The following is a 26,427-nucleotide window of genomic DNA, read 5'->3' as shown; positions in this document are numbered from 1 at the left end:
GAAGCCATGCTGACTGTCGAAAAGGCCAATCTTCATTACGGCGCGGCGCAGGCGCTGCGCGGCGTCTCCATCAAGGCGGAGATGGGCAAGATCACCTGCGTTCTCGGCCGCAACGGCGTCGGCAAATCCTCCCTGCTTCGGGCGATCACCGGCCAGCATCCGGTCAGCGGCGGCTCGATTTCCTTCAACGGCGCGGCGCTGAACGGCATGGCCCCCTATGCCCGCGCGAAACTCGGCATCGGTTATGTGCCGCAGGGTCGCGAGATCTTTCCGCTGCTGACGGTGAAGGAAAATCTCGAGACCGGCTACGCGCCCGTCAAGCGGGTCGACCGCACCATTCCCGACGACATTTTCAGCCTGTTCCCTGTGCTGCAATCCATGCTTGGCCGCCGCGGCGGCGATCTTTCGGGCGGCCAGCAACAGCAATTGGCGATCGGCCGGGCTCTGGTGACGCGTCCGAAGATCCTGGTGCTCGACGAGCCGACCGAAGGCATCCAGCCCTCGATCATCAAAGACATCGGCCGCGCCATCAAATATCTCCGCGATTCCACCGGCATGGCGATCCTGCTGGTCGAGCAGTACCTCGATTTCTGCCGCGAACTCGCCGACCACGTCTATATCATGGATCGCGGCGAGATCGTGCATGAAGGCGCCGCCGAAACGCTGGATACGCCCGAGGCGCGCCGGCATCTGACGGTCTGAAAGGACCTGCCTGCTACGTCTGCGATCTTGGCGCTTTTTTCGGCAGTCGGGAAAGCCGCCTAATCGATTGACAGATCCGGTCAGGCTTGAAAAAACACGATGAAAGACAAGGCCGGCGCTCCTGCCGGCCTTTGCATGGTGACCCGTGACAGCACTCGCCCAGATCCGTCCGCAACGCGCCAAGGGCCGCGCCCGCCTCGTGACCAAAGCGCTGGCAGGCCGCACCCGGCTCGACGTCTTCTATCAGGAAGGCGCCGCCAAGATCCGCATGCCCGAATCCTTCGACGGGCGCATGGAAGCGGTGCTGATCAACACCTCGGGCGGCTTGACCGGCGGCGACCGCATCGACTGGGCCGTCGAGGCCGGCGCCGACACCCATGTCACCGTCACCACCCAGGCCTGCGAGCGCGTCTATCGCTCCTCGGGCGGCCATGCCGCCGTCGACACCGTGCTCAAGGTCGGCGACAACGCGGCGCTGCATTGGCTGCCACAGGAAACCATCCTGTTCGACGAAGGCGCGCTCCGGCGCAGCCTCGAGGTGGATCTCGCCGCCTCCGCCCGCTTTCTCGGTCTCGAAGCGGTGCTGCTGGGCCGCAAGGCCATGGGCGAAGTCGTGACCTCGGGCCTGTTCCGCGACCGCTGGCGCATCCGCCGCGCCGGCCGCCTGATCCATGCCGAGGAGTTGCGGCTCGATGGCGAGATCGCCGAACTCGCCGCCCGCAAGGCGGTGCTATCAGGCTGCCTCGCTTTTGCGACCCTCCTTTATTGCGGACCGGACGCGGAGGCGAAACTAGGCGCGGTCAGGCCGCTCCTCGATCGCACCGGTTGCGGCGCAAGCCATTGGAACGACAAGCTGATCCTGCGTCTCACCGCCTCGGAGGGCTTCGAGCTCCGAAAAATCCTGATCCCGGCAATTTCGCTCTTGCGAAACGGCGCCGCCCCGCCGAAAGTGTGGCATCTCTAACCGTTCGTCCACCGTCATTTGGCGTATTGCCAGACCGGGTCGACCGGGTTTGATTGCGTCAAGACCAGCATCCATGCGGAGCAGCCGATGAATCTCTCTCCACGCGAAAAAGACAAGCTCCTGATCTCCATGGCGGCCATCGTGGCCCGCCGTCGGCTGGAGCGCGGCGTCAAGCTGAACTATCCCGAAGCGATCGCGCTGATCTCGGATTTCGTGGTCGAGGGCGCGCGAGACGGCCGCTCGGTGGCCGATCTCATGGAAGCCGGCGCCCATGTCATCACCCGCGACCAGGTGATGGAGGGCATCGCCGAAATGATCCATGACGTGCAGGTGGAAGCCACCTTCCCGGACGGCACCAAGCTCGTCACCGTGCACGAACCGATCCGCTGAACAGGAGATATCGATGATCCCAGGCGAACTCATTCCCGCAGCCGGCGAGATCGAACTGAACGCCGGCCTGCCCACCGTCACCCTCGACGTCGCCAACACAGGCGACCGTCCGATCCAGGTCGGCAGCCATTATCATTTCTTCGAGACCAACAAGGGGCTGGATTTCGACCGCGACAAGGCGCGCGGCATGCGCCTCGACATCCCATCCGGCACCGCCGTCCGTTTCGAGCCGGGCCAGAAGCGCACCGTCACGCTGATCCCGCTGTCCGGCAAGCGCGAAGTCTACGGCTTCCGCCAGCAGGTGATGGGTGCGCTGTGAAAGATCGGGCGCGGCGTTTTGCAGAGTTCACGGTATTTGCGGCGAGACAGGGCCCAATGCTTGAATGCCTGCGGACGGCGCTTCGGAAATCCCGCCATGGCGGCGGATATGCGCCGCCGAAAGGTGTAGAATGAAGACGTTCCTCCTCGCGATCCTGACCGCGGGCGCCCTGGCCGCGCCTTTGACCGTTGCGGCCAAGGCGAAAGTGGCCTGCGACGACGTCGTATCGCAAATGGAAGCCAATGAATGCATCGGCGATGAATATGGCAAGGCCGATGCGAGCCTGAACGCCGCCTACAAGAAGGCGTTGGCCTTCACGCAGAAGAACGACATGGAATCGCCGGTCGAGGGCGAGCCCACCGAAACCGAGACGCTGAAGAAAGCCCAGCGCGCCTGGATACAGTTCCGCGACGCCCATTGCGCCGGCATGGGCTTCAAGGCGCGGGGCGGCACGCTCGAACCCTATGAAAATATCCGCTGCCAACTCCTGTTGACGAAGGAGCGCAGCGCCCAACTCAAGGAATTGATCCGCCTTCCCGGTCAATGAGAGGCGCATGGAACAGACATGGTTCGAAAAACACGAATGATCACAAGGATAAACGGGAGGAAGAATAAATGACGCGCACGAAAATCGCGCTGATTTCACTGGCGATGGCGGCCTTCGCACTGCCCGCTCTGGCGCAGGACGCGCCGAATGTGGATTGCGACAACGCCCAGACCCAGATGGAAATGAATTACTGCGCCGAGCAGGACTACGACGATGCCGACGCCGCGCTGAACAAGGCCTATAAGGCGGCCATGGCGTCACAGAAGAAGATGGACGCCGATATCGAGGAATCGATGGGCGCGGACTCGACCGGCGCGGCCGCGGCATTGAAGAAGGCGCAGCGCGCCTGGATCGATTATCGCGACGGCCAGTGTGAAGGCGTCGGTTTCCAGGCGCGTGGCGGCACGATGGAACCCATGCTGATGATGGGCTGCAAGGCCGAACTGTCCCGCGCTCGCGCCAAGGAGCTCAACGAGCTGGCCAAGGGCATGGAGAACTGAGATGGGGCGGCGGGTGATGATCGTCGGCAATGCCGATCTCGGCGAGGGCGAAAAGGCCCTCACTGAGACCGCCGACATCGTCATCCGCTTCAACGACTGCCGCTCGGCCGGCCCTGGTGGCGGGCGCACCGACATCGTCGCCGTGTGCAATACAGGCCGGCCCGGCAAGAAGATGCTCGAAGACGCCGGCTGGCGCGCCAATCCTTGCGTGGCCGCCGCCTCCGAGATCTGGAGCATCCGCAACCCTGAGAAATTCGCCGCCCTTCGGGCGCCGCTGGCGATCAGCCATCCGGAGCTCGACGATTTCTGCGATGATTATTCTCCCGGCTTCGCCGCGTTCTGCGCCGAAACCGGCAAGACCCATTATGTGCTGCCCGCCGCCACCCATGACCGGCTGGACGCCGAGCTCTCCGCCTATGACCCGGAACCCTATGTGACGCCCTCGACCGGCCTGATCGTCATCGCCGAATTTCTGGCGAGCCGCGCCCGCGCAGACGACGCGATCCTTCTCGCGGGCTTCGGTCACAAGGGCTGGGAATGGCATCCCTGGGAGGCGGAGCGTCGCTGGATCGACGCCCGCATTCGCGGAGGCCGCCTCGCCCGCTATTTCTACACTTCCACCCTCCGCATCGCCTCAGGAGCTTGACGCCATGTCCTATAAAATGTCCCGCGCGGCTTACGCCTCCATGTTCGGCCCCACCACCGGCGACAAATTGCGCCTGGCCGACACCGAACTCTTCGTGGAGGTGGAGAAGGATTACACCACCTATGGCGAGGAGGTGAAATTCGGCGGCGGCAAGGTCATCCGCGACGGCATGGGCCAGAGCCAGGTCACTCGCGCCAACGGCGCCATCGACACCGTCATCACCAATGTGCTGATCATTGACCACTGGGGCATCGTCAAGGCTGACGTCGGGCTGAAGGACGGCCGCATCGCGGCCATCGGCAAGGCCGGCAATCCCGACACCCAACCGGGCGTCAACATCATCGTCGGCCCCGGCACCGAAGCCATCGCCGGCGAGGGCAAGATCCTCACCGCCGGCGGCATGGACGCCCATATCCACTTCATCTGCCCGCAGCAGATCGAGGACGCGCTGATGAGCGGGCTGACCACCATGCTCGGCGGCGGCACCGGCCCGGCGCATGGCACGCTCGCCACCACCTGCACCCCCGGCCCCTGGCACATCCAGCGCATGATCGAGGCCGCCGACGCCTTCCCGATGAATCTGGCTTTCGCCGGCAAGGGCAACGCCTCGCTGCCCGCAGCCCTTGAGGAAATGATCCTCGCCGGCGCCTCAGCGCTGAAGCTGCATGAGGACTGGGGCACAACCCCCGGCGCGATCGATTGCTGCCTCTCCGTCGCCGACGAATACGACGTGCAGGTGATGATCCACACCGACACGCTGAACGAATCCGGCTTCGTCGAGGATTCGCTCGCCGCCATGAAGGGCCGCACCATTCACGCCTTCCACACCGAAGGCGCCGGCGGCGGTCACGCGCCTGACATCATCAAGGTCTGCGGCTCGCTGAACGTCATCCCATCGTCGACCAATCCGACCCGGCCCTATACGATCAACACGCTGGCGGAACATCTGGACATGCTGATGGTCTGCCACCATCTCAGCCCGTCGATCCCGGAAGACATCGCATTCGCGGAAAGCCGCATCCGCAAAGAGACCATCGCGGCCGAAGACATTCTCCACGACATGGGCGCCTTCTCGATCATCTCGTCCGACAGCCAGGCCATGGGCCGCGTCGGCGAAGTGGCGATCCGCACCTGGCAGACCGCCGACAAGATGAAGCGCCAGCGCGGCGCCCTGCCCGAGGAAAAGGGCGACAACGACAATGTCCGCGTCAAGCGCTACATCGCCAAATACACGATTAACCCGGCCATCGCCCACGGCCTCAGCCATGAGATCGGCTCGATCGAAGTCGGCAAGCGCGCCGACCTCGTGCTCTGGTCGCCGGCCTTCTTCGGCGTCAAGCCTGACATGGTGTTGCTCGGCGGCATGATCGCAGCGGCGCCGATGGGCGATCCGAACGCCTCGATCCCGACGCCGCAGCCGGTGCATTACCGCCATATGTTCGGCGCCTATGGCAAGGCCCGCACCAATTCCTCCGTGACCTTCGTCAGCCAGGCCGCGCTGGACGCCGGCCTCGCCCAGAAGATTGGCGTCTCCAAGCAATTGCTGGCGGTGAAGAACACCCGCGGCGGCATTTCCAAGAAGTCGATGATCCACAACGACCTGACCCCGCATGTCGAAGTCGATCCCGAAACCTACGAAGTCCGCGCCGACGGCGTGCTCCTGACCTGCGAGCCCGCGACCGTGCTGCCGATGGCGCAGCGCTATTTCCTGTTCTGACATGTTTTGGCGTGCAAAGCCGACTGTAGCCATCGAAGATTTTGAATGGCAGATGGAAGCATGGGGCTGGCTTCTCGAAAACCTGGGCGGCCAGGCCGGTCTCAAACTTTTTCCTACTCGTTATCCGCGTCGAAGCGACTTTCCCGCAATCGCCTCCAGCGGCCACGAGTTGGCTCAGGCTGTTTTTGAAACAGTCTGCTCATACATGAAGGTTATTCCTTCTGATTACGATCTACAGCCGCAAGCCCCGTCCATTGATCCCAAGTTGGGGCCTCTAGCCCTCGTAAAGAACGCGCCGCGCGACCCAGCAGGCGTGTATCAACGCCGCAATGGTCGACACCTGATCACCTATGCCCCCACGTCGAAACCAAACTTAGAGAGGCTAATCGCCGTTTTTGCCCACGAGATCTGTCACTCAATTTTGTTTTCCTTTCCAACATTTCCACCGGGCGGTAGTGAAATGGAGGAATTCGCGACCGATCTGGCGGTCGTCTTCTTCGGGTTTGGAGTGTTTGGCGGCAACCCGTCATTTCAGTTCAATCAGACCCGAGACGACGGTCAAGGCACACAAGGCTGGTCGATAGACCGCATCGGCTACCTGACGCAAAACGAGTGGGGGTTGGCGCTGGCGATCCGGGCCGCGTTAACAGAAGACGACATGGCCCCGCTTGCAGATCATGGCTCCATTGGCCTTTTGACGCACTTTAAAAATAATATGAAGTACTTGCGCAAAAATCGGAAGGAAATCAGCCACCTCCTCAAACAACACTGAAATTCTTGATGGTTGGAAATAATGATAAATAGACCATCATTGACGGCGGGCCTTAAATTTTTAGGCGTATTCTGCATTGTGGTTGCAGCGGCGCTTTTCTTTGGAGCCATCGTCCCCCGCCCACTATTCTTCTCCGTGAAGAGCGGCCCGCCTCACACCACGATCCTCGTTCTTTCCAATCCGATCCACACCGACATCGCCATCCCGCTCGACGCCGCGAGCCGCGCCCGCTTCGCCTTTGTCGAGGCCGCAGGCGCGCCGATCTCCCATCCCGACGCCGCCTGGCTGATCCTCGGCTGGGGCGGTCGCGCCTTCTACCTCGAAACGCCTGCCTGGGCCGACCTCAAGCCCCTGCCGGTCTTCAAGGCGCTGACCGTGGACAGCGCCGTGATGCATGTCGCCCTCGCCCGGGCGGCGCTTACTGAGGCCCCGGATGCCAGAGCCGTCGCGCTCGATGCGGAAGGATATGCGCGGCTGCTCGATTACATCGAGCGAAGCTTCACGAGGAAGGACGGCCAGCCGCTCCCCATCCCGGGCGCAGGCTATGGCGAAAGCGACGCCTTCTTCGAGGCAGAAGGCTGGTTCAACGCGCTCATTGGCTGCAACACCTGGACGGCGGCGGCGCTGCGCGAGGCCGGCGTGACCACCGGCTGGTGGACGCCGCTGCCGCAGTTGCTCGCTCTCTCGCTCGACCTTCACGATCGGGAGCGATAGTCGAGGGACATCATACGGTGTCCGTCGTCAGGTCTTCGCCCGTCGCAAACCCGCTTTCGCCTCATGCGGCGTCTTGGCCCAGAAGAATGGGCGGTCGCGCAATTCCCTGAGCGCCTTCCACGCCGCCCAGGACATCATCAGCCAGTAGACCGGCACGAAGAACCGCGCTGTTCCGAGCCGCCTGCGCTCCTCGCGCGGCATCGCGCCCCAGCCCATCAGCGTGAACACCGTATAGGAGCCGAAAAGATTGGCGAGGTCGATCGCAAACAGCGCCTGCTGCAATGGCGAATAGGGTTCCGACGTCAGCATATGCGCGATGGACGAGGCGACCAGCAGCAGCGTCAACGGATGGGCGAGCGCCGAGAGAAGCTGCCCCGTCACCACCAGATGAAAGGCGAGAAATCCCCTGAAGCCCAGATCGCGGTAGAGCCTGAGAGGGTCGCGCATATGCGCGAGCCAGGTCTGCATCCATCCCTTCTGCCAGCGGCTGCGCTGGTTGATCCAGACGCGCGGTCGCGTCGGCGCATCCTCCACCGTCGGACGCGTCAACATCTCCGTCCCATGGCCGGCTCGATGCAGGCGCATGCCGAGATCGGCGTCCTCCGTCACGTTGTAGGGATCCCAGCCGCCAACGCTTTTCAGGACATCGGTTCGAAAATGATTGGAAGTCCCCCCGAGCGGCAGGGGCAGGCCGCGAGCGGCGAGGAAGGGCAGAAGCCTTCGAAACAGCGCAGAATATTCGAGCGCGAAGAGCGCCGGCAGCGCGCCCGCTCCGCCATTGCCGATCACCAGCGGCGATTGAAAACAGGCGGTCTCCGGCGCGGCGCGAAAATGGTGCCAGGCCTCCAGCAACTGGTCTGGATGCGGCCGGTCCTCGGCGTCATAGATCACCAGAAATTCGCCGCGCGCCTCGATCAGGCCATAGTTCAGCGCCTTCGGCTTGGTGCGCGGGCCGATGTCGGGAACGACGACCACTTCATATTCGGGTCCGAGATCGATCGCCCTCAGCGCCGCGATCGTCGCTTCGTCGCGCTCTTCGCAGAGAAGCTTGATGTCGAGCCGCGACCGCGGCCAGTTCAATCCGTCCAGCCTTTCGATCAACTGGCCGACGACGTCCGCCTCGTCATAAAGCGCGGCGAGAACGGTGTAGACCGGCGTCGGTCCGAGATCGGCGGGAAAGCTTTGCCGGCGATTAAGCGGCGATCCAGCCTTGAGCGCCGCCAGCCGCAGCACCAGCATGATGCAGAACAGGATCGAAAACACGAAATGCAGCCCCGTAACAGCTGCCGGGTGAACCGCAATCACCGCGAAGCCGGCGATCAGCACCCCCGTCGCGGTGATCTTCTGGCCTCTCGACAGCACCTGATGGGCGCTGAAGTCCGGATGCGTCCGCGCCAATCCATGCGCCGCCTCATCCGCCCGCCGCAATCTGCCGGCCTCGCGCACCGCGGCGCGCAGTGCGCCGGGCGTGGTGACGGCGAATTGCTCCCTCAGCCTCGGCGCGCGCTCGAATTGCGCCCTCTCTTCGAACAGGCGCAACAGTTCGGGCACGATCACGGTCAGCGGCGACCCGTCGGGTTTGCGGCAGCGGATGATCCGCGGCCGCACCAGTTGCGTGTCGATCTCCGCGCAATCGGCCAGCAAGGCGGGCGGAACATTGTCCATGAACGGAAGGCCGAGTCCCCGCGCCAGCGCGCCGTAATAGGCGTCTTCCCGCACCCGCCCATCCGAAAGAAGTTCCTGCTCCAGCGTCGCGCCGCTCAGCCCTGCCCGCCGCTCCAGCTCATCCAGCCACGGCTTCGACAGTCCCAGCCTGGCGAGAACGGCTCTTTCCCCGTCGAGCCGAGCCTTGTGCAGATGATCGGGGCGCTGCGGATCCGGCTTCTTGCCCGCGTCTCTGTGTCGTCGCCAATGCTCGAAATGAAAGCGTTCCCCGTCCAGCATGACTCTGATACATCCGGTAAAAGAGAAAATTCGATGAAAAACGGATCCATCATAATGAAGCCTGGAGTTGTGTCACGTTGTTTTTTTCTCCTGGCGATTCTGGCCGCCGCCGTAAATCCAGCGCCGGCCGCGCCCACCGCCGATCACGGCATGCTCTACCCCTTCGATCCCCGCGAGAAAGTGGCCAAACCCGATCTCCGCGCCATACCCCGCCTGCGTTTTCTGACCACGCTGGATTTCCCGCCGTTCAACTTCATCGATCAGTCCGGCAAACTTTCGGGCTTTCATGTCGATCTCGCCCGCGAGATCTGCGGCGAACTGGAGATGATGGAGCGCTGCCAGATCGAAGCGGTTCCCTATGCGGATCTGGTCGGCCGGCTCGACAAGGGCGAAGGCGAGGTCGCCATTGCCGGCGCTCGGATCACGTCGGATCTGCGCGGCAGCCATGATTTCAGCAGGGTCTATCTGCGCCTGCCGGCTCGCTTCGCCGCCCGGCGCGGCGATGCCGGTCCCGATCGCGCCCCGAGCGGTCTCGGCGACGGTCGCGTGGGCGTGCTGACCGGGTCGGCGCATGAAGCCATGGCCAAGACGTTCTTCCCCCAACTGTCGCTGGTCGGATTCGCGGATCGTGCGGCCATGCTGGCGGCCCTGCGCAAGGGAGAGGTCAAGGCCGTGTTCGGCGACGCCCTTCAGCTCTCCTTCTGGCTGGAATCCAAAGACGCGGATAATTGCTGCGATTTCCTCGGAGGCCCCTATTACTCGTCGCATTTTCTCGGCGAGGGCATGGCGATGATGACGGGCGCCGGCAATCCGGCGATTGCCCAGGCGCTCGATCACGCGCTGATCGCCATTGCCCGCAACGGCCGTCTTGCCGATCTCTATCTCCGGTATTTTCCGAAAGGTTTATAATTCAGCCATGCGCTGGGTGCAAAGCAGGCATGCAGCCCGCTGCGGTGCCGCATTTTGTGCTGCATCGCGGCATGTTTTTGCTTAGTATAAAAAATACAAGAATTGGGCGACGGAGACCCCGTCGCGACTAGCCTGACGGAGACATCAGATGATCGCCAAGAAAGTTCCCAACGTCACCTTCCGCACCCGCGTCCGGGACGAATCCATCGGTGGGCCGAACCCGTTCCGCTGGGAAGACAAGACCAGCGACGACTATTTCAAGGGCAAGCGCGTGGTGCTGTTTTCGCTGCCGGGCGCGTTTACGCCCACCTGCTCCACCTACCAGCTGCCGGATTTCGAAAAGCTCTATCCGGAGTTCCAGGCCGAAGGCATCGACGAAATCTACTGCATCTCGGTCAACGACGCTTTCGTCATGAATGCCTGGGGCAAAAGCCAGGGCGTCGCCAACATCAAGCTCATTCCGGATGGCTCGGGCGAATTCACCCGCAAGATGGGCATGCTGGTCGCCAAGGACAATCTCGGCTTCGGCATGCGCTCCTGGCGCTACGGCGCCGTCATCAATGACGGCGTGGTCGAGCAGTGGTTCGAGGAAGAAGGCTTCTCCGACAATTGCGATTCCGACCCCTATGGCGTCTCCTCCCCGCAGAACATTCTCGAAAGCCTGCGTGGCCTCAAAAAGGCCGCCTGATCGGCCTTTGCTTGCCGAAGATCCAGCACGTCGCCCCGGAGATCGCTATGATTTCCGGGGCGTTTTTGTTGGGGCAAAGCCCGTGAAAAACATTGCGCGACATCGGAAAATGGCCTCAGATACGGCCATGCAGGAGAGTTGAAATGATCTATGTCATCGCCGTTCTGGAGACGGAGCCATCCGAAACCGCCCGTGTGATCGCCGCCGCAGACCCTTTGATATCAGCCACCCAGGCCGAGGCCGGCTGCATTTCCTATGAGCTTCACGCCGATGTCCGCCAACCGAATCGGCTGGTTTTCGTCGAAACCTGGGAGAGCCGCGAACATCTCGAAGCCCATTTCAAGACGCCGCATATCGCCGCCTTCGGCGCCGCGATCTCCGGCGCGGTCCTGAAGCAGCGGCTCGAGATCGTCGACGCCGCCGATGTGGAGGTCAACTGACATGCCCTATCGCTCCATCCGTATTTCCAAGAGCGCCGAAGCCGGCGATCCCGTCGGCGCCGTCGTTCTGACCCATGACGAGCGTCATCTCCGCCGCAAGCTCCTCCATCTCACCAATGGCGACGTGATCATGCTCGATCTCAAGGAGCCCGTCGTGCTGGATCACGGCGATCTCCTGATGATCGACGGCGCGGACGGCTATGTCGAAGTCGTCGCCGCCGAGGAGCAACTTCTCGAAATCAAGGCGCGCGACGCCGTTCACCAGATGCAGCTCGCCTGGCATCTCGGCAACCGCCACCTCGCCGCCCAGATCGATCCCGACCGCATCCTGATCGAGCGCGACCATGTGATCAAGGCGATGCTGGAGGGTTTGGGTGCGGCGGTGCGCGAAACTGTAGAGCCGTTCAGCCCTGTCCACGGCGCCTATCACGGCCATGGCGGACATGACCATCATCATGGCCACTGACGCCTCCACCCGTGCGCTCATCCGCCTGATGGCCTGGCTGTCGCCAGCCTTTCCGGTCGGCGGTTTCGCCTATTCGGGCGGGCTCGAAAGCGCGGTTCAGGACGGCCTGGCGAACGACGCCGAAACACTGCGCCAATGGTTCGACACGCTGCTGATCCGCGGCGCATGGCGCAATGACGGCGTGCTGCTCGCGGAGGCATGGCGGAGCCTCGAAGATCCGGACAGGCTCGCCGATGTCGCGGCACTCGCCGAAGCGCTGGCCGGTTCCGCCGAACGTCATCTCGAAATAATGACGGTGGGCGAAGCCTTCGCCGCCGCCGCTGCGGAATGGTCGCACCCCGCCCTCGCCAGCCTGGGGCCGCGCCCGCCCTACAGCGTCGCCGTCGGCGTCGCGGCGGCGGCGCAGTCGGTTCCTCTCCAGGATTGTCTCGCCGCCTTCTACCACGCGCTTCTGTCTCAGGGCGTCTCGGCCGCTATCCGGCTCGGCGTCATCGGTCAGCGGCAGGGCGTGACGCTTCTGGCGGGCTTCGAGGAAACGATCGTAACTGTCGCGCGGGAGACGGTCGACACGACCCTCGAAGATCTCGGCTCCGCAACGATCGGCGCCGATATCGCCGCACTCCGACATGAGACCCAGCATACGAGATTGTTCCGCTCATAAACGAAATTCGCGGCTTTCCGCCCATGGCGGCAGGCCGGCGCGACTGAAGAAGGATTGTTGATCATGACGTCGAGAAACGGACCCTTGCGCATCGGCATCGGCGGACCCGTCGGGTCCGGCAAGACGGCGCTCACCGAAAAGCTCTGCAAGGCGATGCGGGAGGAATTTTCCGTCGCTGTCGTCACCAACGACATCTATACGCGCGAAGACGCCGATGCGCTGGTGCGCATGCAGGCGCTGACATCGGACAGGATCGTCGGCGTGGAGACGGGCGGCTGCCCGCACACCGCCATCCGCGAAGACGCCTCGATCAATCTCGCCGCCATCGCCGATCTCAACCGCCGCTTTCCCGACCTCGACATCGTCTTCATCGAGTCCGGCGGCGACAACCTCGCCGCGACCTTCTCGCCCGATCTCGCCGATCTCACGATCTATGTGATTTCCGTCTGTCAGGGCGAGGAAATTCCCCGCAAGGGCGGCCCGGGCATTACGAAGTCCGATCTTCTGCTGATCAACAAGAAAGACTTGGCGCCCTATGTCGGGGCGGACCTCGATGTGATGGAGCGCGACGCGACGCGCATGCGAGCCGGCAAACCATTCGTCTTTTCTGATCTCAAGCGTGGAGACGGTCTCGAAGAGATTGTCGGCTATGTGAAAAGATATGGTGGATTGGCGGCCTGAAAGGCGGCCTTCGGATTAGCCGCCCAGCAGCAGGCAGGCCATGATGGCGGCGTCACTCGAACCAATCGTCGTGACGAATGCTCTCGACAAGTTCCTGGCGCTCTTTCTTATCAAGCCTGCGGATCTGGCGCTTCTTCTTGCCGCGTCCCTTGGCGAACATCGGTGATTTGGTCTTGTCAACGCAGCGCATGGGTTCCGCGCCAAATTGCACCGCGAGGCCGGACAAAAAATTCCAACTGGCGTTCAACGTAGACATGATGGCCTCCTTGGCCAACAACGCGTTCGTACTTCCCTCCTACACGACCGCGGTTAATAAATCGGGCTTTTGTTGGGTTTAATGTTAGAAATGGGGCAAAGTTCCGACACTTCAAGCAGCATTTGCCTCTTTTTAGCTCGTCACTTTGCCGCAGAATCCTCAAATGAGGCCGAACAGGATTAAGCCCACAAAGGCAAAGGCGGCCAGGGTCGCCGCTGCCATTGCCGTTTTTTCAAGCGCTGTGGCGGGAGAAAACACCCGGACGGGCCGCTGGGCGGATTTGCTTGCAATCGTCATGATTGGCTCCTGAGATATGCGGGCGCGGCTTGCGACGAAGCCGCGGCAAAGGATTGGGCGAACAAGCGCCGGTCGGCGTTTTCGAGACGCTGCGCCAAGCGATAGCCTGCCGGCCAACGGCCATGGCCGCTGCTGATATTGATATGACCGGCGCGACCGAGATCGACGAAACCGCCGTTCAACCCGTCTGCCATTGAACGCGCATCCTCGATGGACATGTAGGGATCATTGCGGCTGGCGACTACGGTGACAGGAAAGGACGCCCGAGCGCAGGGCAGCATGGCTGTCCCGACTGCGCCGGGATGAAGGCTGCGCACGCGGTCTGGATCGCAGGGCGCGACCAGCAGGGCCGCGCCGACCAGCGCTGCGGCCGGACGCCCCGCGAGATTGGCGGCAACCAGCGCCCCGAAACTATGCGCCACCAGCGTGGCGCCGGGATGGTCACGAAGAGCATCTTCCAGACGGACCAACCATTCGCCAAGGTCCGGCCGCGCCCAATCCCGCTGCTGGACGAGAACAGCGTCGGGATCATCGGCAAGCCAGTCATGCTGCCAATGTCCGGGACCGGAGCCGTTCAAGCCGGGAATGATCAATCGGGTCGCCATCGTTTATTTGCCTCGCCGCACCATGCGACGATAACCACGATGTCATAGCGCGCCGCGCCAGCGAAGAAAAGTTTTTCTATAATATCTGTAGGAAATAAAAAACGAAAACCGGCGGCGCGGAAAATCGCGCCGCCGCCGGGGTTTGTACAGTTATTTCAGCGCTGCAATCAGCGCCTTGAGATCGGCCTCGACCAGCGGGCGGATATCGTCGCGCGACAGGGCAAAAGCGACATTGGCCATGATGAAGCCATCCTTGGCGCCCGTGTCGTAAGTCGCGCCCCTGTAGTGGTAGCCTGTAAAGGGCTGCTGCTTTACAAGCTTGAGCATGCCGTCGGTCAGCTGGATTTCATTGCCGGCGCCCCGCTCCTGAGTCTCGAGAATTTCGAAAATCTCCGGCTGCAGAATGTAACGACCGTTGATGAAAAAGTTGGACGGCTGGGTGCCGGGAGCGGGTTTCTCCACCATATCAGTGATCCGGAAACCCTCTCCGACGGCCTCGCCGGTTGCGACGATGCCATATCGGTGAGCGAGTTCGGGGGCGCATTCCTCCACCGCGATCACATTTCCGCCGGCAACCTCATAGAGTTCCATCATGCCCTTCAGGCAGCCCTTGTCGGACTTCATGATCATGTCGGGAAGCAGAAGCGCGAACGGCTCGTGGCCGACGATGTCACGGGCGCACCATACGGCGTGGCCGAGCCCGAGCGGCTCTTGCTGGCGCGTGAAGCTGGCGGTGCCGGCCTTTGGCAGGATGGATTCGAGCAGCGTCAGCTCGGTCTTCTTGTTGCGCGCCTTCAGCGTCGCCTCCAGTTCATACTGGATATCGAAATAGTCTTCGATGACGCCTTTGCCGCGGCCGGTGACAAAAACGAAATGTTCGACGCCCGCCTCGATTGCCTCATCCACCACATATTGGATAACCGGCTTGTCGACGACCGTCATCATTTCCTTCGGAACAGCCTTGGTGGCCGGAAGAAAGCGCGTGCCAAGGCCCGCGACCGGAAAAACAGCCTTCTTTACTCTGGCGTGACCCACCACTGATCTCCATCTCTCGAATCTGGATTGTGTGCGATATCTGAACGTATTTGCCCCTGAGATACTACTTTTTTTTAAAGAAGTGACCGCAGGCGCAGGGGATGGTAAAGAATTTGTTGACCACGGCTCTGTATTTTGTCGCATTAACCGGCGGTGTCGGTGTCCAGGAACATGAATGAACCGGATGATTGCCATGAAGCCCACAGAGATCCTCACCCGAATTCGCGCTTTTGCTCCCGCGCTCGCCATCATGGGCGCGCTTGTTGCCGGCCCCGCCCATGCCGACAAAGGTTTCGTCAACTGGATCAACAACTTCTATCCGGTGGCCGCCCAGGCCGGCATCAGCCGCGACACCTATGTGCGCGCCTTTCGCGGCGTGAGCGAACCGGATCCCACAGTCATTGAGAAAGCCAATTTCCAGCCCGAATTCAAGCACCGAATCTGGGAGTATCTCGACAGCCGGGTGAATCCCTATACGGCGGGCATCGGACGCGACATGCTGAGAAAGCATGGCCGCACGCTCGCGGCGGTCGAGAAGCATTTCGGGGTGGATCGTCATATTTTGTTGGCGATCTGGTCCATGGAGAGCAATTACGGCGCGGTTCTCGAAAAACCCGACAGGCTGCATAATGTTCCGCGCGCATTGGCGAGCCTTGCCTATATCGACAAGAAGCGGGCGAAATTCGCACGCACGCAGCTGATCGCGGCCCTGAAGATTCTCCAGCGCGGCGACGTCACCGCCGAGGGCCTGACCGGCTCATGGGCGGGCGCCATGGGTCACACCCAGTTCATTCCGACGAGCTACCTGCTCTATGGTTATGACGCCGACGGCAATGGCCGCCGCGACATCTGGAACTCCATTCCCGATGCGCTCGCAACCTCGGCAAACCTGCTCGCCAAGAATGGTTGGCAGGAGGGCAAGACCTGGGGTTACGAAGTGGTCGCGCCCGGCGGCGCAAGCGATTATGTCGGCCGCACCAAGACGCTCGGCGAATGGCAGAAGCTGGGCTTCCTGCGTCCGAACGGCAAGGGCTTCAAATATGGCAAGGACCGCGCCACGCTGAAGATGCCGGCCGGCGCCAATGGTCCCGCTTTCCTGATGACCCGCAATTTCTTCGTCATCAAGAAATACAACGCCGCCGATTCCTACGCCCTCGCCGTGGGCATGCTGGCCGACGAGATCGCCGGCTATGGCGGCCTGCAGCAGAACTGGCCGCGTCCGGCCGGAACCCTGGACGTCAAGGAAAAGTTCGAATTGCAGGAGCGCATGAAGGCGCTCGGCTATTATGACGGCGCGATCGACGGCAATTTCGGCTCCGGCTCCAAGACCGCCATCGCCGCCATCCAGGCGCAGCTCGGCATGCAGCCGGACGGCAAACCCTCCGAGGCGCTCCTGAACGCCTTGCGTCGCTGAAGAGGCTCGCCTACATCTGACTGAGGAGGCCGGGCGCTGCCCGGCTTTCGCATTCCTGCCGGCAAGGGAGACGCCGATGGCCGATCGCAGCCACTCTCAATCCAGACTGTCGGGCGCCCGGCGACTGATCGTTCTGCTTCTCGCGCTCCTTCTCCCCTTCTGCGATTTCGCGATGTCCGTCGCCCAGGCGCAGGAGTTCCGCCAGCGGCGCTCGATCCTCGACGTCATTCTCGGTCGCCCTCAGGTGCGCCAGCGGGAAATCGAACGCCCACAGCGGGCGCGCCCGCGCCGCAGCACCGCCAAAAAACGCGACGTGCAATCCGTCAAGGCCGCGCCCGCGGCGCAACTCGCCAAGAAGGTCGATGCGCGCAAGATCATGGTGATCGGCGATTTCATGGCGTCCGGCCTCGCTGACGGCCTCGCCGCCGCTTTCGTCCAGGATCCGACGATCAGCGTCGTCAAGGAGACCGACGGCGCATCCGGCCTGGTTCGCAACGACCATCTCGACTGGCCAAAGACGCTCGTCCAGAAGATCGACAAGCATAAGCCGTCGCTGATCGTCATCATGCTGGGGTCGAACGATCGCCAGGAAATCGATATGGGCAATGTCTCGGAAAAGTTCCGGTCCGAGGCCTGGGACCGCGAGTATCAACGCCGCGTCGACGAACTCGCCGAGACCGCGACCCGCGCCAAAATACCGTTCATCTGGACCGGGCTACCCGCTTTCCAGTCGCCGTCCTTGAGCGCCGACGCCGCAACGCTCAACAATATCTATCGGACCCGAATGGAGTCCGTGGGGGGAACGTTCATCGACATATGGGATGGTTTCGCCGACGAGAGCGGCAAGTTCATCGCCACCGGTTCCGACATCAACGGCCAGCCGGTCCGCCTGCGCGGCTCGGACGGCGTGAGCCTTACCAAGGCCGGCAAACGCAAGATGGCCTTCTATCTCGAAAAAGATATCGCACGGCTGCTGGGCGGCGACGCCGTCTCCGACCTCGTCCGCCTCGACGCCACCGGCCTGCCGCTCGACGCCGCGCCGAAAGACGAACTCCACGAAATGACCGCCCTGCCGCCGATCAGCCTGTCGGATCCCGACCTCGACGGCTCGAAAGAGCTTCTCGACCAGACTCTTATGCCTCAGACAGCCGGCAAGACCCCGCGCGATCTGCTGATCGAAAAGGGCGAGACCGCGCCGGCCCCGGCCGGTCGCGTCGACGATTTCCGCTGGCCTGAAAACACGAAGCCCGCAGGCTGACCTGCGGGCTCGGGGATCTCGAATGTCTTCGGCGGATCAGCGCGGCAGCGTGGTCGCGCCCATCAGCGCTTCGTCGATGGCGCGAGCCGCCTGACGGCCTTCGCGGATCGCCCAGACCACCAGCGACTGGCCGCGGCGCACGTCGCCCGCCGTCCAGAACTTGTCGACCGAGGTCCGGTAGTCCTTGTCGTCGGCCACGACATTGGTCGAGCCGCGACGGTCGGTGTTCAGCGTCAGCTTGTCGCCGAGTTCGGCGATGACGCCGCCCATGAACGGTCCGCGGAAACCGATGGCGATGAAAGCGAGATCGGCCTTGATCACGAATTCCGTGCCGGGGACCGGCTTGCGGCGTTCGTCGACCTGGCAGCACTTCACGCCGGTCAGCACACCGTCTTCGCCGACAAATTCCAGCGTCGCGACCTGGAATTCGCGGATCGCGCCTTCGGCCTGCGAGGAGGAGGTGCGCATCTTGGTCGCCCAATAGGGCCAGACCGCGAGCTTGTCTTCCTTTTCGGGCGGCATGGGGCGAATGTCGAGCTGGGACACCTTCACCGCACCCTGACGGAACGCGGTGCCGACGCAGTCCGACGCCGTGTCGCCGCCGCCGACGACCACGACATGCTTGCCGCCGGCCAGGATCGGCGCCGACGGCCAGCCGACGCTGTCGATGTTTTCGCGACCGACGCGGCGGTTCTGCTGCACGAGATAGGGCATCGCATCATGCACGCCGTGCAGATCGACGCCCGGAATGCCGGCGTCGCGCGGCGTTTCCGAGCCGCCGCAATAGAGCACGGCGTCATATTTGGCGAGCAGGTCCTCGACCTTCACGTCGACGCCGACATTGACGCCGCACTGGAAGGTGACGCCCTCGCCCTTCATCTGCTCGACGCGGCGATCGATGAAGTTCTTTTCCATCTTGAAGTCGGGAATGCCGTAGCGCAGCAGGCCGCCGGGCTTGGATTCGCGCTCGTAGACGGTCACGTCATGTCCGGCGCGCGCGAGCTGCTGCGCCGCGGCCATGCCGGCGGGGCCGGAGCCGATGATCGCCACGCTCTTGTTGGTCTTGGTGGTGGCGGGCTTCGGCACGATGAAGCCCATTTCATAGGCCTTGTCGGCGATCGCCTGTTCCACCGTCTTGATCGCCACCGGCGCGTCTTCGAGGTTCAGCGTGCAGGCTTCCTCGCAAGGCGCGGGGCAGACGCGGCCGGTGAATTCCGGAAAGTTGTTGGTGGAATGGAGGTTGCGGATCGCCTCTTCCCACTTGTTGTTGAACACAAGATCGTTCCAGTCGGGAATCTGGTTATGCACCGGACAGCCGGTCGGACCATGGCAGAAGGGAATGCCGCAATCCATGCAGCGGGCGGCCTGTTTCTCCACTTCCTGATCCGACATCGGAATGGTGAATTCGCGGAAATGGCGAATGCGATCCGAAGCCGGCTGATACTTGCCGACCTGTCTGTCGATCTCGAGAAAACCCGTTACCTTGCCCATCGTCCCTTGCCTGCCCTCTTCTCGCCGTTCTCCGGCTTGTTACCTGACCCAATTCTCTAGTTTCAATCCCGGCACCCGGGAAAATTCTCTGTCATTGTCCGTCACCAGAACCGCATCCAGCGCCAGCGCATGCGCCGCGATCCAGAGATCGTTCGGCCCGATGTTTTGCCCCTGGCGAAGGGCGAGCCGGACATCGGCGTATCGAGCGTCTCCCGGCATCTGGAAGGGAGCGACGTAAAGCTTTTCGGTGACACGACGAACCTTGGCTGCAAGTTCCGCCGATCCCTTCTTCTTCACCCCGTACCAGACTTCCGCATGTACGAAGATGCTCGTGAACACGTTCGCCTCGCCCACCTCCATCATCCTCGTCAACACCGGCCCTTGCGGATTGGAAACGATGGACGAGATGGCGTTCGTGTCCAGCATGTATTTCATCAGAGCTCCACCTCATCCAGCGGCGCAATCTCCTCGTCGTCGCGGTCCAGAAAATCTCCGCCCAGCCATGGTTCCGCTGTCTTGAGATAATCGATCAGACCTGCAGTCTCCGCCGTGCGCAGCAAAAGGGACCCGTCCGGTTGCTTGATCATGATGACCTTCTTTCCCGGAAACTCGAACTCCTTCGGAATGCGAACCGCGCGGCTTCGTCCATTGGTGAAGACGCTGAGTTCGATTTCACCTTCTGCACTTTTGGGCGATGCATGCTCGTTCATCGCAGCCTCCATAGCCGTCATATGCCAATGTCATATCACGGCCATGGTCGGCCGCCAACTTACTCCGCGGCCTCCTGCGTCTGCATGCGTTCCATGTCCTCGAGCGCCCGGCGATATTCGACCGGCATCACCTTGCGGAATTTCGGACGGTAGTCGGCCCAGTTGTCGAGGATGGCCTTGGCGCGGGTCGAGCCGGTGTAATGCGCATGGTTGGAAATCAGCTGGAACAGCCGCTCCTCGTCATGCCGCGTCATGTCGCCGGAGACGTCGACCATACCCTTGTGCGCGATGTCGCCGCCGTGGTGATGCAGCTTTTCGAGCAGTTCGTCCTCTTCCGGCACCGGCTGCAATTCGACCATGGCCATGTTGCAACGACGAGCGAAATCGCCGCTCTCGTCGAGCACATAGGCCACGCCGCCGGACATGCCGGCCGCGAAGTTGCGGCCGGTCTCGCCGATGACCACGACCACGCCGCCGGTCATATACTCGCAGCCGTGATCGCCCACGCCTTCGACGACGGCGATGGCGCCCGAGTTGCGGACGGCGAAACGCTCGCCGGCCACGCCGCGGAAATAGCTTTCGCCCGAGATCGCGCCATACATCACGGTGTTGCCGACGATGATGGAATCCTCGGCCACGATCTTCGAATTGTGCGGCGGCTTGACGATGATGCGGCCGCCCGACAAGCCCTTGCCGACATAGTCGTTGCCATCGCCTTCGAGCTCGAAGGTCACGCCGCGGGCGAGGAAGGCGCCGAAGCTCTGACCGGCCGTGCCCTTGAGCTTGACCACGATCGTGTCGTCCTTGAGGCCCTTGTGACCGTAGCGCTTTGCGACTTCGCCCGAAAGCATGGCGCCGGCCGAACGGTCGACATTCTTGATTTCGGTTTCGATCACCACCGGCTGGCGGCTTTCGAGCGCAGGCTTCGCCGCCTCGATCAGCTTGCGGTCGAGAATGTCGTCGATCGGATGCTTCTGACGCGAGGTCCAGCGCGTCTCTTCTTCGGACGCTTCGACCTTGTGGAAGATCTTGGAGAAGTCGAGACCCTCGGCCTTCCAATGGCTGATCGCAGCGTCCTTGGTCAGATATTCGCTATGGCCGATGATCTCGCTGAGGCTGCGGAAGCCCATCGAGGCCAGGATCTGGCGAACATCGTTGGCGATGAAGAAGAAGTAGTTGATCACATGCTCGGGCGCGCCCTTGAAACGCTTGCGCAGCACCGGATCCTGGGTGGCGACGCCCACCGGACAGGTGTTGAGATGGCACTTGCGCATCATGATGCAGCCGGCGGCAATCAGCGGCGCGGTCGAGAAGCCGAATTCGTCGGCGCCGAGTAGCGCGCCGATGATCACGTCGCGACCTGTCTTGAGGCCGCCGTCGACCTGCAGCGCCACGCGCGAGCGGAGCCCGTTCAGCACCAGCGTCTGCTGAGTCTCGGCCAAGCCGATTTCCCAGGGGCTGCCGGCATGCTTGAGCGAGGTGAGCGGAGAAGCGCCCGTGCCGCCGTCATAGCCGGAGACGGTGATATGGTCGGCGCGCGCCTTGGCGACGCCGGCCGCAACAGTGCCCACGCCCACTTCCGACACCAGCTTGACCGAGATGTCGGAGGTCGGGTTGACGTTCTTCAGGTCGTAGATCAGCTGCGCCAGATCTTCGATCGAGTAGATGTCGTGATGCGGCGGCGGCGAGATCAGGCCGACGCCCGGCGTCGAGTGGCGGGTCTTGGCGATGGTGGCGTCGACCTTGTGGCCGGGCAGCTGACCGCCTTCGCCGGGCTTGGCGCCCTGAGCGACCTTGATCTGCAGCATGTCGGCGTTGACGAGATATTCCGTCGTCACCCCGAAGCGGCCCGAGGCGATCTGCTTGATCGCCGAGCGCTCGAGCGGCAGCGTGCCGTCGGCCTTGCGCAGATAGCGCTCGGCTTCCTCGCCGCCCTCGCCGGTGTTGGACTTGCCGCCGATCTTGTTCATGGCGATCGCCAGCGTCGTATGCGCCTCGCGGCTGATCGAGCCGAAGGACATAGCGCCGGTGGCGAAGCGCTTGACGATGTCGGTCGCCGGCTCCACTTCGGAAATGTCGATCGGCTGGCGGCCGAGTTCCGCCGCAGACTTGATCGAGAACAATCCACGAATGGCGTTCATCCGCACCGAGGATTCGTTCACGAGGCGGGCGAATTCCTGATAGCGGTCTTCGGCGTTGCCGCGAACGGCGTGCTGAAGCTCGGCCACCACGTCGGGCGTCCAGGCATGGCTTTCGCCGCGCATGCGATAGGCGTATTCGCCGCCGACATCGAGCGAGGCGGCGAGAACGGGATCGCGGCCGAAGGCGGACAAATGGCGGTTGAAGGTTTCGCGCGCCACTTCCTTGAGGCCGACGCCTTCGATGGTGGTGGCGGTGCCGAAGAAGAACTTTTCGACGAAATCCGAGGCAAGACCGACCGCGTCGAAGATCTGCGCGCCGCAATAGGACTGGTAGGTCGAAATGCCCATCTTGGACATGACCTTGAGGATGCCCTTACCCACGGCCTTGATATAGCGATAGACGACTTCGTCCTCGGAGACTTCCTTGGGGAATTCGCCGCGCTTGTGCATGTCGATCAGCGTGTCGAAGGCGAGATAGGGGTTGATGGCTTCGGCGCCATAGCCCGCAAGGCAGCAGAAGTGATGCACTTCGCGCGGCTCGCCCGATTCCACCACGATGCCCACCGAGGTGCGCAGGCCCTTGCGGATCAGATGGTTGTGCACGGCCGCAGTCGCCAGCAGCGCCGGGATCGCCACGCGATCGGGACCGACCTGACGGTCCGACAGCACGATGATGTTGTAGCCACTCTTGACCGCCGTTTCGGCCCGCTCGCAAAGGCGCTCGAGCATGTCCGGCATAGCTTCGGCGCCGAGATCGACATCATAGGTGAAGTCGAGCGTCTTGGTGTCGAAACGATCCTCGGTATGGCCGATCGAGCGGATCTTTTCGAGATCGGCGTTGGTCAGGATCGGCTGGCGTACTTCCAGCCGCTTGGCGCGCGAAGCGCCGGCGTGATCGAGAATGTTGGGGCGCGGACCGATGAACGACACCAGGCTCATCACCAGCTCTTCGCGGATCGGGTCGATCGGCGGGTTGGTGACCTGGGCGAAGTTCTGCTTGAAATAGGTGTAGAGCAGCTTGGCCTTGTCGGACATGGCCGAGATCGGCGTGTCCGTGCCCATCGAGCCCACGGCTTCCTGGCCGGTGGTCGCCATCGGCGACATCAGGAGCTTGGTGTCTTCGATCGTATAGCCGAAGGCCTGCTGGCGATCGAGCAGCGACACGTCGCGGCGCAGCGCGCGCGGCTCGACCGGATCGAGATCTTCGAGGATCAGCTGGCTGCGGTCGAGCCAGTCCTTGTAGGGATGCGCGCCGGCGATGCCCGCCTTCACATCCTCGTCGGAAATGATGCGGCCCTGCTCCATGTCGATCAAGAGCATCTTACCCGGCTGCAGGCGCCACTTCTTGACGATCAGCTCTTCGTCGACGGGCAGCACGCCGGCTTCCGACGCCATGATCACCCGGTCATCGGAGGTGACGACATAGCGGGCCGGACGCAGACCGTTGCGGTCGAGCGTCGCGCCGATCTGGCGGCCGTCGGTGAAGGCGACTGCGGCTGGGCCGTCCCACGGCTCCATGAGAGCGGCGTGATACTCGTAGAAAGCCTTGCGCTCGGGGCTCATCAACTGGTTGCCTGCCCAGGCTTCCGGGATCAGCATCATCACGGCATGCGCGAGCGAATAGCCGCCGCGCACGAGGAATTCGAGCGCGTTGTCGAAGCAGGCGGTGTCTGACTGCCCCTCGTAGGAGATCGGCCAGAGCTTGGAGATGTCGTCGCCATAGAGCGGCGAAGACACCGACGCCTGGCGCGCCGCCATCCAGTTCACATTGCCGCGCAGCGTGTTGATTTCGCCGTTGTGAGCGACCATGCGATAGGGATGCGCGAGCTTCCAGGACGGGAAGGTGTTGGTCGAGAAGCGCTGGTGAACGAGCGCGACCGCCGATTCGAAGCGCGGATCGGCGAGGTCCTTGTAATAGGCGCCGACCTGATAGGCCAGGAACATGCCCTTATAGACCACGGTCGTCGTCGACAGGGACACGATGTAGAAACCGTTGTCCTCGCCCTTGGTCTCGGCATAGATGCGGTTGGAGATCACCTTGCGCAGCGTGAACAGGCGGCGTTCGAATTCGGCGTTGTCGGCCACGCCGTCGCCGGCGCCGATGAACACCTGCAGATGAAAGGGTTCGGTGGCGGCGATCGCCGGGGCCTTGGAGAGCGAGGAATTGTCGACCGGCACTTCGCGATAGCCGATCAGCGCCTGGCCCTCGGCGGCGACCACCTCGTTGATGACGCCCTTGATGTGCTCGCGGACTTCAGCGTCCTGCGGCATGAACAGGAAGCCGACGGCATACTGGCCGGCGGGCGGCAGAGTGACGCCCTGAGCGGCCATGTCCTCGCGGAAGAAGCGGTCCGGGATCTGCACGAGAATGCCCGCGCCGTCGCCCATCAGGGGATCCGCGCCCACTGCGCCGCGATGCGTCAGGTTTTCGAGCATGAACAGGCCGTCGCGCACGATCTGGTGCGACTTGACGCCCTTGAGATGACAGGTGAAGCCCACGCCGCAGGCGTCGTGCTCGTTACGCGGATCGTAAAGGCCCTGTTTTTTCGGCAGACCCACAGCGTGAGAGGGTGTTTTCAGCGCAGTATCAGCCGAAAGACCGGTGAACTGTCCGAATGCATGCGATGGCGTATGGTCCGTCATCTTATTTCCTCCTGCCATGGGGGCCGTCCCGGCGCCCGCGTGAACTCGCGAAAGGCGCACATGACGGCGCCGCTCGCGAACGATGAATGTCTTCGCATTTTCCTGTACAAGCTGCAATTCCCGGGCCAGTTCGACCCCGCGTCCACGCAGCTGCCGGCTTCTGCCCCTGCCCGCTTTCCCCGGCGGATCAGGAGGCTGGACCGCTTCTTTAAAGACCGTGTGACGGGCCTTCAGGATCCATGCAGCAAAATAGGACAGCATGACTGTCCTAATTCTCTTATCCTATGGCAGAAAGGCGTATTCACCGCAAGGGGCGAGCCCCGAAAATTGGTTCGATTTTAGGCATACGCCTCTTGCAAAATCAAATTCGTCACACTCAACTCCGCAACTCAACAAATCCGAACAAACGCAAAAGGTGATTTTCTTGATTTTCGCTTCTGACAACTGGGCCGGGGCGCATCCCACCGTGGTCGCCAGTCTATCCACAGCCGCCAGCGCTTATCATGCGCCCTATGGTGCGAGCGATGTCGATGAGCGGGCGGCTGCGGCGCTGTCGGAACTGTTCGAACGCGACGTCGCGGTGTTTTTCGTCGCAACCGGCACGGCGGCCAATTCGCTGGCGCTGGCTTCCGTCGCCCGCCCCGCAAGCGTGATGTTTTGTCACAGCGAGGCCCATGTCATTCACCACGAAGGCGGAGCCGTCGAGCTTCAAACCGGTGGCGGCAAGCTGGTTCCGGTGGCGAGCGCCCCGGGCGCGCATGGCAAGATCGATCCGGATTCGCTGCGCCGGGCCATGGCGCTGTTTCCGGACGACGACGTGCATGTGGGTGAAAAGACCGCGCTTTCCCTCACCCAGGCCACCGAGGCCGGCACCGTCTACAGCCTCGACGAAATCAGCGCCTTGAGCGCCATCGCCAGGGAGGCGGGCCTGAAAACCCATATGGATGGCGCGCGCTTTTCCAATGCGGTGGCCGCGCTGGGCTGCACCCCGGCCGAGATGACCTGGAAGGCGGGGGTCGACATCCTGTCGCTCGGCGGCACCAAGAATGGCTGCTGGTGCGCCGAAGCCGTGATCTTCTTCAATCCAGAGGACGCCCGCGCCATGCCCCGGCTGCGCAAACGCGGCGCGAACCTCTTTTCGAAATCCGCCTTCGTCGCCGCCCAGTTCGAAGCCTGGCTCAAGGACGGCCTGTGGATAGAACTCGCCCGGCACGCCAACGCCATGGCCAGAAAACTGACCGAAGCCGCCCAAATGTCCGCACAAACGCGAATCGCTTGGCCGACTCAGGGCAACCAGATCTTCCTGATCATGACCGACGACAAGGCCGAGGCGCTGCGCCAGGCCGGCGCTCGCTTCTATGATTGGGAAACGCCGCGCGGAATGGAAGGCCAACTCGCCGCCGATGAAAAGATCCGTCGCTTCATTCCCAGCTTCGCCACGCGGGAAGAGGATGTCGCGGCCATCGGCGCGCTGCTCTGATCGGCAATGAAATGCCCCGCCGCGATGATCGCGGCGG

At 62.7% G+C, this 26,427-nt stretch carries 28 protein-coding genes; 19 read left to right on the top strand and 9 right to left on the bottom strand.

The genetic code is table 11. The features are described 5' to 3' along the window. Positions 1 to 6: 6 nt before the first annotated feature. From urtE to E8Q41_RS06440, 10 genes are all read left to right on the top strand, one after another. Entirely contained in the window at positions 7 to 702 is a 696-nt protein-coding gene (gene urtE / locus E8Q41_RS06485) for an urea ABC transporter ATP-binding subunit UrtE (protein ID WP_137154703.1), read from the top strand. Positions 703 to 847: 145 nt separating this feature from the next. Beyond that, the gene (locus E8Q41_RS06480) at positions 848 to 1,666 is read left to right on the top strand and encodes an urease accessory protein UreD (RefSeq protein ID WP_137154702.1); all 819 of its coding nucleotides are present in this window, start codon (positions 848 to 850) and stop codon (positions 1,664 to 1,666) included. Between the two features lie 87 nt (positions 1,667 to 1,753). Then, positions 1,754 to 2,056, top strand: a complete 303-nt coding sequence (locus E8Q41_RS06475) for an urease subunit gamma (RefSeq protein ID WP_137154701.1) — start codon at positions 1,754 to 1,756, stop codon at positions 2,054 to 2,056. Between the two features lie 13 nt (positions 2,057 to 2,069). Beyond that, positions 2,070 to 2,375 carry an urease subunit beta gene (locus tag E8Q41_RS06470; RefSeq protein ID WP_137154700.1) on the top strand — a complete coding sequence of 102 codons (306 nt, stop codon included), beginning with the start codon at positions 2,070 to 2,072 and terminating at the stop codon, positions 2,373 to 2,375. A gap of 130 nt (positions 2,376 to 2,505) precedes the next feature. Next, a complete protein-coding gene (locus tag E8Q41_RS06465; RefSeq protein WP_170976385.1) occupies positions 2,506 to 2,922 on the top strand; it encodes a lysozyme inhibitor LprI family protein in 417 nt (138 codons plus the stop codon). Positions 2,923 to 2,990: 68 nt separating this feature from the next. Next, positions 2,991 to 3,422 (top strand): lysozyme inhibitor LprI family protein, encoded by a 432-nt coding sequence (locus E8Q41_RS06460; RefSeq protein WP_137154698.1) that lies wholly within the window; start codon positions 2,991 to 2,993, stop codon positions 3,420 to 3,422. Positions 3,423 to 3,438: 16 nt separating this feature from the next. Continuing rightward, on the top strand, positions 3,439 to 4,068 hold the full coding sequence (locus E8Q41_RS06455) for a Urease operon accessory protein (RefSeq protein WP_170976400.1): 630 nt from the start codon (positions 3,439 to 3,441) through the stop codon (positions 4,066 to 4,068). A 4-nt stretch (positions 4,069 to 4,072) separates the two neighbouring features. Next, on the top strand, positions 4,073 to 5,785 hold the full coding sequence (gene ureC, locus E8Q41_RS06450; RefSeq protein ID WP_137154696.1) for an urease subunit alpha: 1,713 nt from the start codon (positions 4,073 to 4,075) through the stop codon (positions 5,783 to 5,785). 1 nt (position 5,786) lies between these two features. Next, complete coding sequence (locus tag E8Q41_RS06445) at positions 5,787 to 6,557, top strand: hypothetical protein (protein WP_137154695.1); 771 nt, start codon at positions 5,787 to 5,789, stop codon at positions 6,555 to 6,557. A 39-nt stretch (positions 6,558 to 6,596) separates the two neighbouring features. Continuing rightward, complete coding sequence (locus E8Q41_RS06440; protein WP_137154694.1) at positions 6,597 to 7,271, top strand: TIGR02117 family protein; 675 nt, start codon at positions 6,597 to 6,599, stop codon at positions 7,269 to 7,271. A 27-nt stretch (positions 7,272 to 7,298) separates the two neighbouring features. Here E8Q41_RS06440 and E8Q41_RS06435 read toward each other — a convergent pair whose 3' ends face one another. After that, complete coding sequence (locus E8Q41_RS06435) at positions 7,299 to 9,215, bottom strand: glycosyltransferase (RefSeq protein WP_137154693.1); 1,917 nt, start codon at positions 9,213 to 9,215, stop codon at positions 7,299 to 7,301. A gap of 69 nt (positions 9,216 to 9,284) precedes the next feature. Here E8Q41_RS06435 and E8Q41_RS06430 point away from each other — a divergent pair, with 69 nt between their 5' ends. From E8Q41_RS06430 to ureG, 6 genes are all read left to right on the top strand, one after another. Beyond that, positions 9,285 to 10,124, top strand: a complete 840-nt coding sequence (locus E8Q41_RS06430; protein WP_246660102.1) for a transporter substrate-binding domain-containing protein — start codon at positions 9,285 to 9,287, stop codon at positions 10,122 to 10,124. Positions 10,125 to 10,272: 148 nt separating this feature from the next. Beyond that, positions 10,273 to 10,812: a peroxiredoxin gene (locus tag E8Q41_RS06425; protein ID WP_137154691.1), complete on the top strand. Its 540-nt coding sequence runs from the start codon at positions 10,273 to 10,275 to the stop codon at positions 10,810 to 10,812. 143 nt (positions 10,813 to 10,955) lie between these two features. Continuing rightward, the gene (locus E8Q41_RS06420) at positions 10,956 to 11,252 is read left to right on the top strand and encodes a putative quinol monooxygenase (RefSeq protein WP_137154690.1); all 297 of its coding nucleotides are present in this window, start codon (positions 10,956 to 10,958) and stop codon (positions 11,250 to 11,252) included. 1 nt (position 11,253) lies between these two features. After that, entirely contained in the window at positions 11,254 to 11,718 is a 465-nt protein-coding gene (ureE, locus tag E8Q41_RS06415; RefSeq protein WP_137154689.1) for an urease accessory protein UreE, read from the top strand. Further along, a complete protein-coding gene (locus E8Q41_RS06410) occupies positions 11,696 to 12,379 on the top strand; it encodes an urease accessory protein UreF (protein ID WP_246660101.1) in 684 nt (227 codons plus the stop codon). The genes ureE and E8Q41_RS06410 overlap by 23 nt, the downstream gene beginning before the upstream one ends. Before the next feature lie 63 nt (positions 12,380 to 12,442). Beyond that, entirely contained in the window at positions 12,443 to 13,060 is a 618-nt protein-coding gene (gene ureG / locus E8Q41_RS06405) for an urease accessory protein UreG (protein WP_137154688.1), read from the top strand. Between the two features lie 52 nt (positions 13,061 to 13,112). On the opposite strand, the gene E8Q41_RS06400 is transcribed toward ureG, so the two are convergent. From E8Q41_RS06400 to galU, 4 genes are all read right to left on the bottom strand, one after another. After that, positions 13,113 to 13,334 carry a hypothetical protein gene (locus E8Q41_RS06400; protein ID WP_137154687.1) on the bottom strand — a complete coding sequence of 74 codons (222 nt, stop codon included), beginning with the start codon at positions 13,332 to 13,334 and terminating at the stop codon, positions 13,113 to 13,115. Between the two features lie 141 nt (positions 13,335 to 13,475). After that, complete coding sequence (locus tag E8Q41_RS25490) at positions 13,476 to 13,613, bottom strand: hypothetical protein (RefSeq protein WP_170976384.1); 138 nt, start codon at positions 13,611 to 13,613, stop codon at positions 13,476 to 13,478. Continuing rightward, entirely contained in the window at positions 13,610 to 14,218 is a 609-nt protein-coding gene (locus E8Q41_RS06395) for an alpha/beta hydrolase (protein WP_137154686.1), read from the bottom strand. The genes E8Q41_RS25490 and E8Q41_RS06395 overlap by 4 nt, the downstream gene beginning before the upstream one ends. 150 nt (positions 14,219 to 14,368) lie before the next feature. After that, positions 14,369 to 15,256, bottom strand: coding sequence for a UTP--glucose-1-phosphate uridylyltransferase GalU (gene galU / locus E8Q41_RS06390; RefSeq protein WP_170976383.1), 888 nt, complete (start codon positions 15,254 to 15,256; stop codon positions 14,369 to 14,371). Positions 15,257 to 15,503: 247 nt separating this feature from the next. Here galU and E8Q41_RS06385 point away from each other — a divergent pair, with 247 nt between their 5' ends. Both E8Q41_RS06385 and E8Q41_RS06380 read left to right on the top strand, forming a co-directional pair. Next, positions 15,504 to 16,667, top strand: coding sequence for a lytic murein transglycosylase (locus tag E8Q41_RS06385; RefSeq protein ID WP_246660114.1), 1,164 nt, complete (start codon positions 15,504 to 15,506; stop codon positions 16,665 to 16,667). A 76-nt stretch (positions 16,668 to 16,743) separates the two neighbouring features. Beyond that, on the top strand, positions 16,744 to 17,925 hold the full coding sequence (locus tag E8Q41_RS06380) for a DUF459 domain-containing protein (RefSeq protein ID WP_137154685.1): 1,182 nt from the start codon (positions 16,744 to 16,746) through the stop codon (positions 17,923 to 17,925). A gap of 36 nt (positions 17,926 to 17,961) precedes the next feature. Here the strand turns inward: E8Q41_RS06380 and E8Q41_RS06375 are convergent, their stop codons facing one another. From E8Q41_RS06375 to gltB, 4 genes are read right to left on the bottom strand one after another with little or no spacing between them, the layout of a single operon-like run. Beyond that, positions 17,962 to 19,416: a glutamate synthase subunit beta gene (locus E8Q41_RS06375; RefSeq protein WP_137154684.1), complete on the bottom strand. Its 1,455-nt coding sequence runs from the start codon at positions 19,414 to 19,416 to the stop codon at positions 17,962 to 17,964. Positions 19,417 to 19,455: 39 nt separating this feature from the next. Next, entirely contained in the window at positions 19,456 to 19,854 is a 399-nt protein-coding gene (locus E8Q41_RS06370) for a type II toxin-antitoxin system VapC family toxin (RefSeq protein ID WP_137154683.1), read from the bottom strand. Next, on the bottom strand, positions 19,851 to 20,126 hold the full coding sequence (locus E8Q41_RS06365; protein ID WP_170976382.1) for an AbrB/MazE/SpoVT family DNA-binding domain-containing protein: 276 nt from the start codon (positions 20,124 to 20,126) through the stop codon (positions 19,851 to 19,853). Before E8Q41_RS06365 ends, E8Q41_RS06370 begins: the two co-directional genes overlap by 4 nt. Positions 20,127 to 20,185: 59 nt before the next feature. After that, entirely contained in the window at positions 20,186 to 24,910 is a 4,725-nt protein-coding gene (gene gltB / locus E8Q41_RS06360; protein ID WP_137154681.1) for a glutamate synthase large subunit, read from the bottom strand. Positions 24,911 to 25,334: 424 nt separating this feature from the next. Between gltB and E8Q41_RS06355 the strand changes: the two genes are divergently transcribed. Then, positions 25,335 to 26,390 (top strand): low specificity L-threonine aldolase, encoded by a 1,056-nt coding sequence (locus E8Q41_RS06355; protein WP_137154680.1) that lies wholly within the window; start codon positions 25,335 to 25,337, stop codon positions 26,388 to 26,390. Positions 26,391 to 26,427 lie beyond the last annotated feature (37 nt).

Source organism: Rhizobium sp. FKL33, assembly GCF_005222915.1.
Classification (GTDB): Bacteria; Pseudomonadota; Alphaproteobacteria; order Rhizobiales; family Rhizobiaceae; genus Rhizobium_E.
The sequence above is the reverse complement of the archived record's forward strand: the minus strand, read 5'-3'. Positions and strand labels throughout refer to the sequence as shown.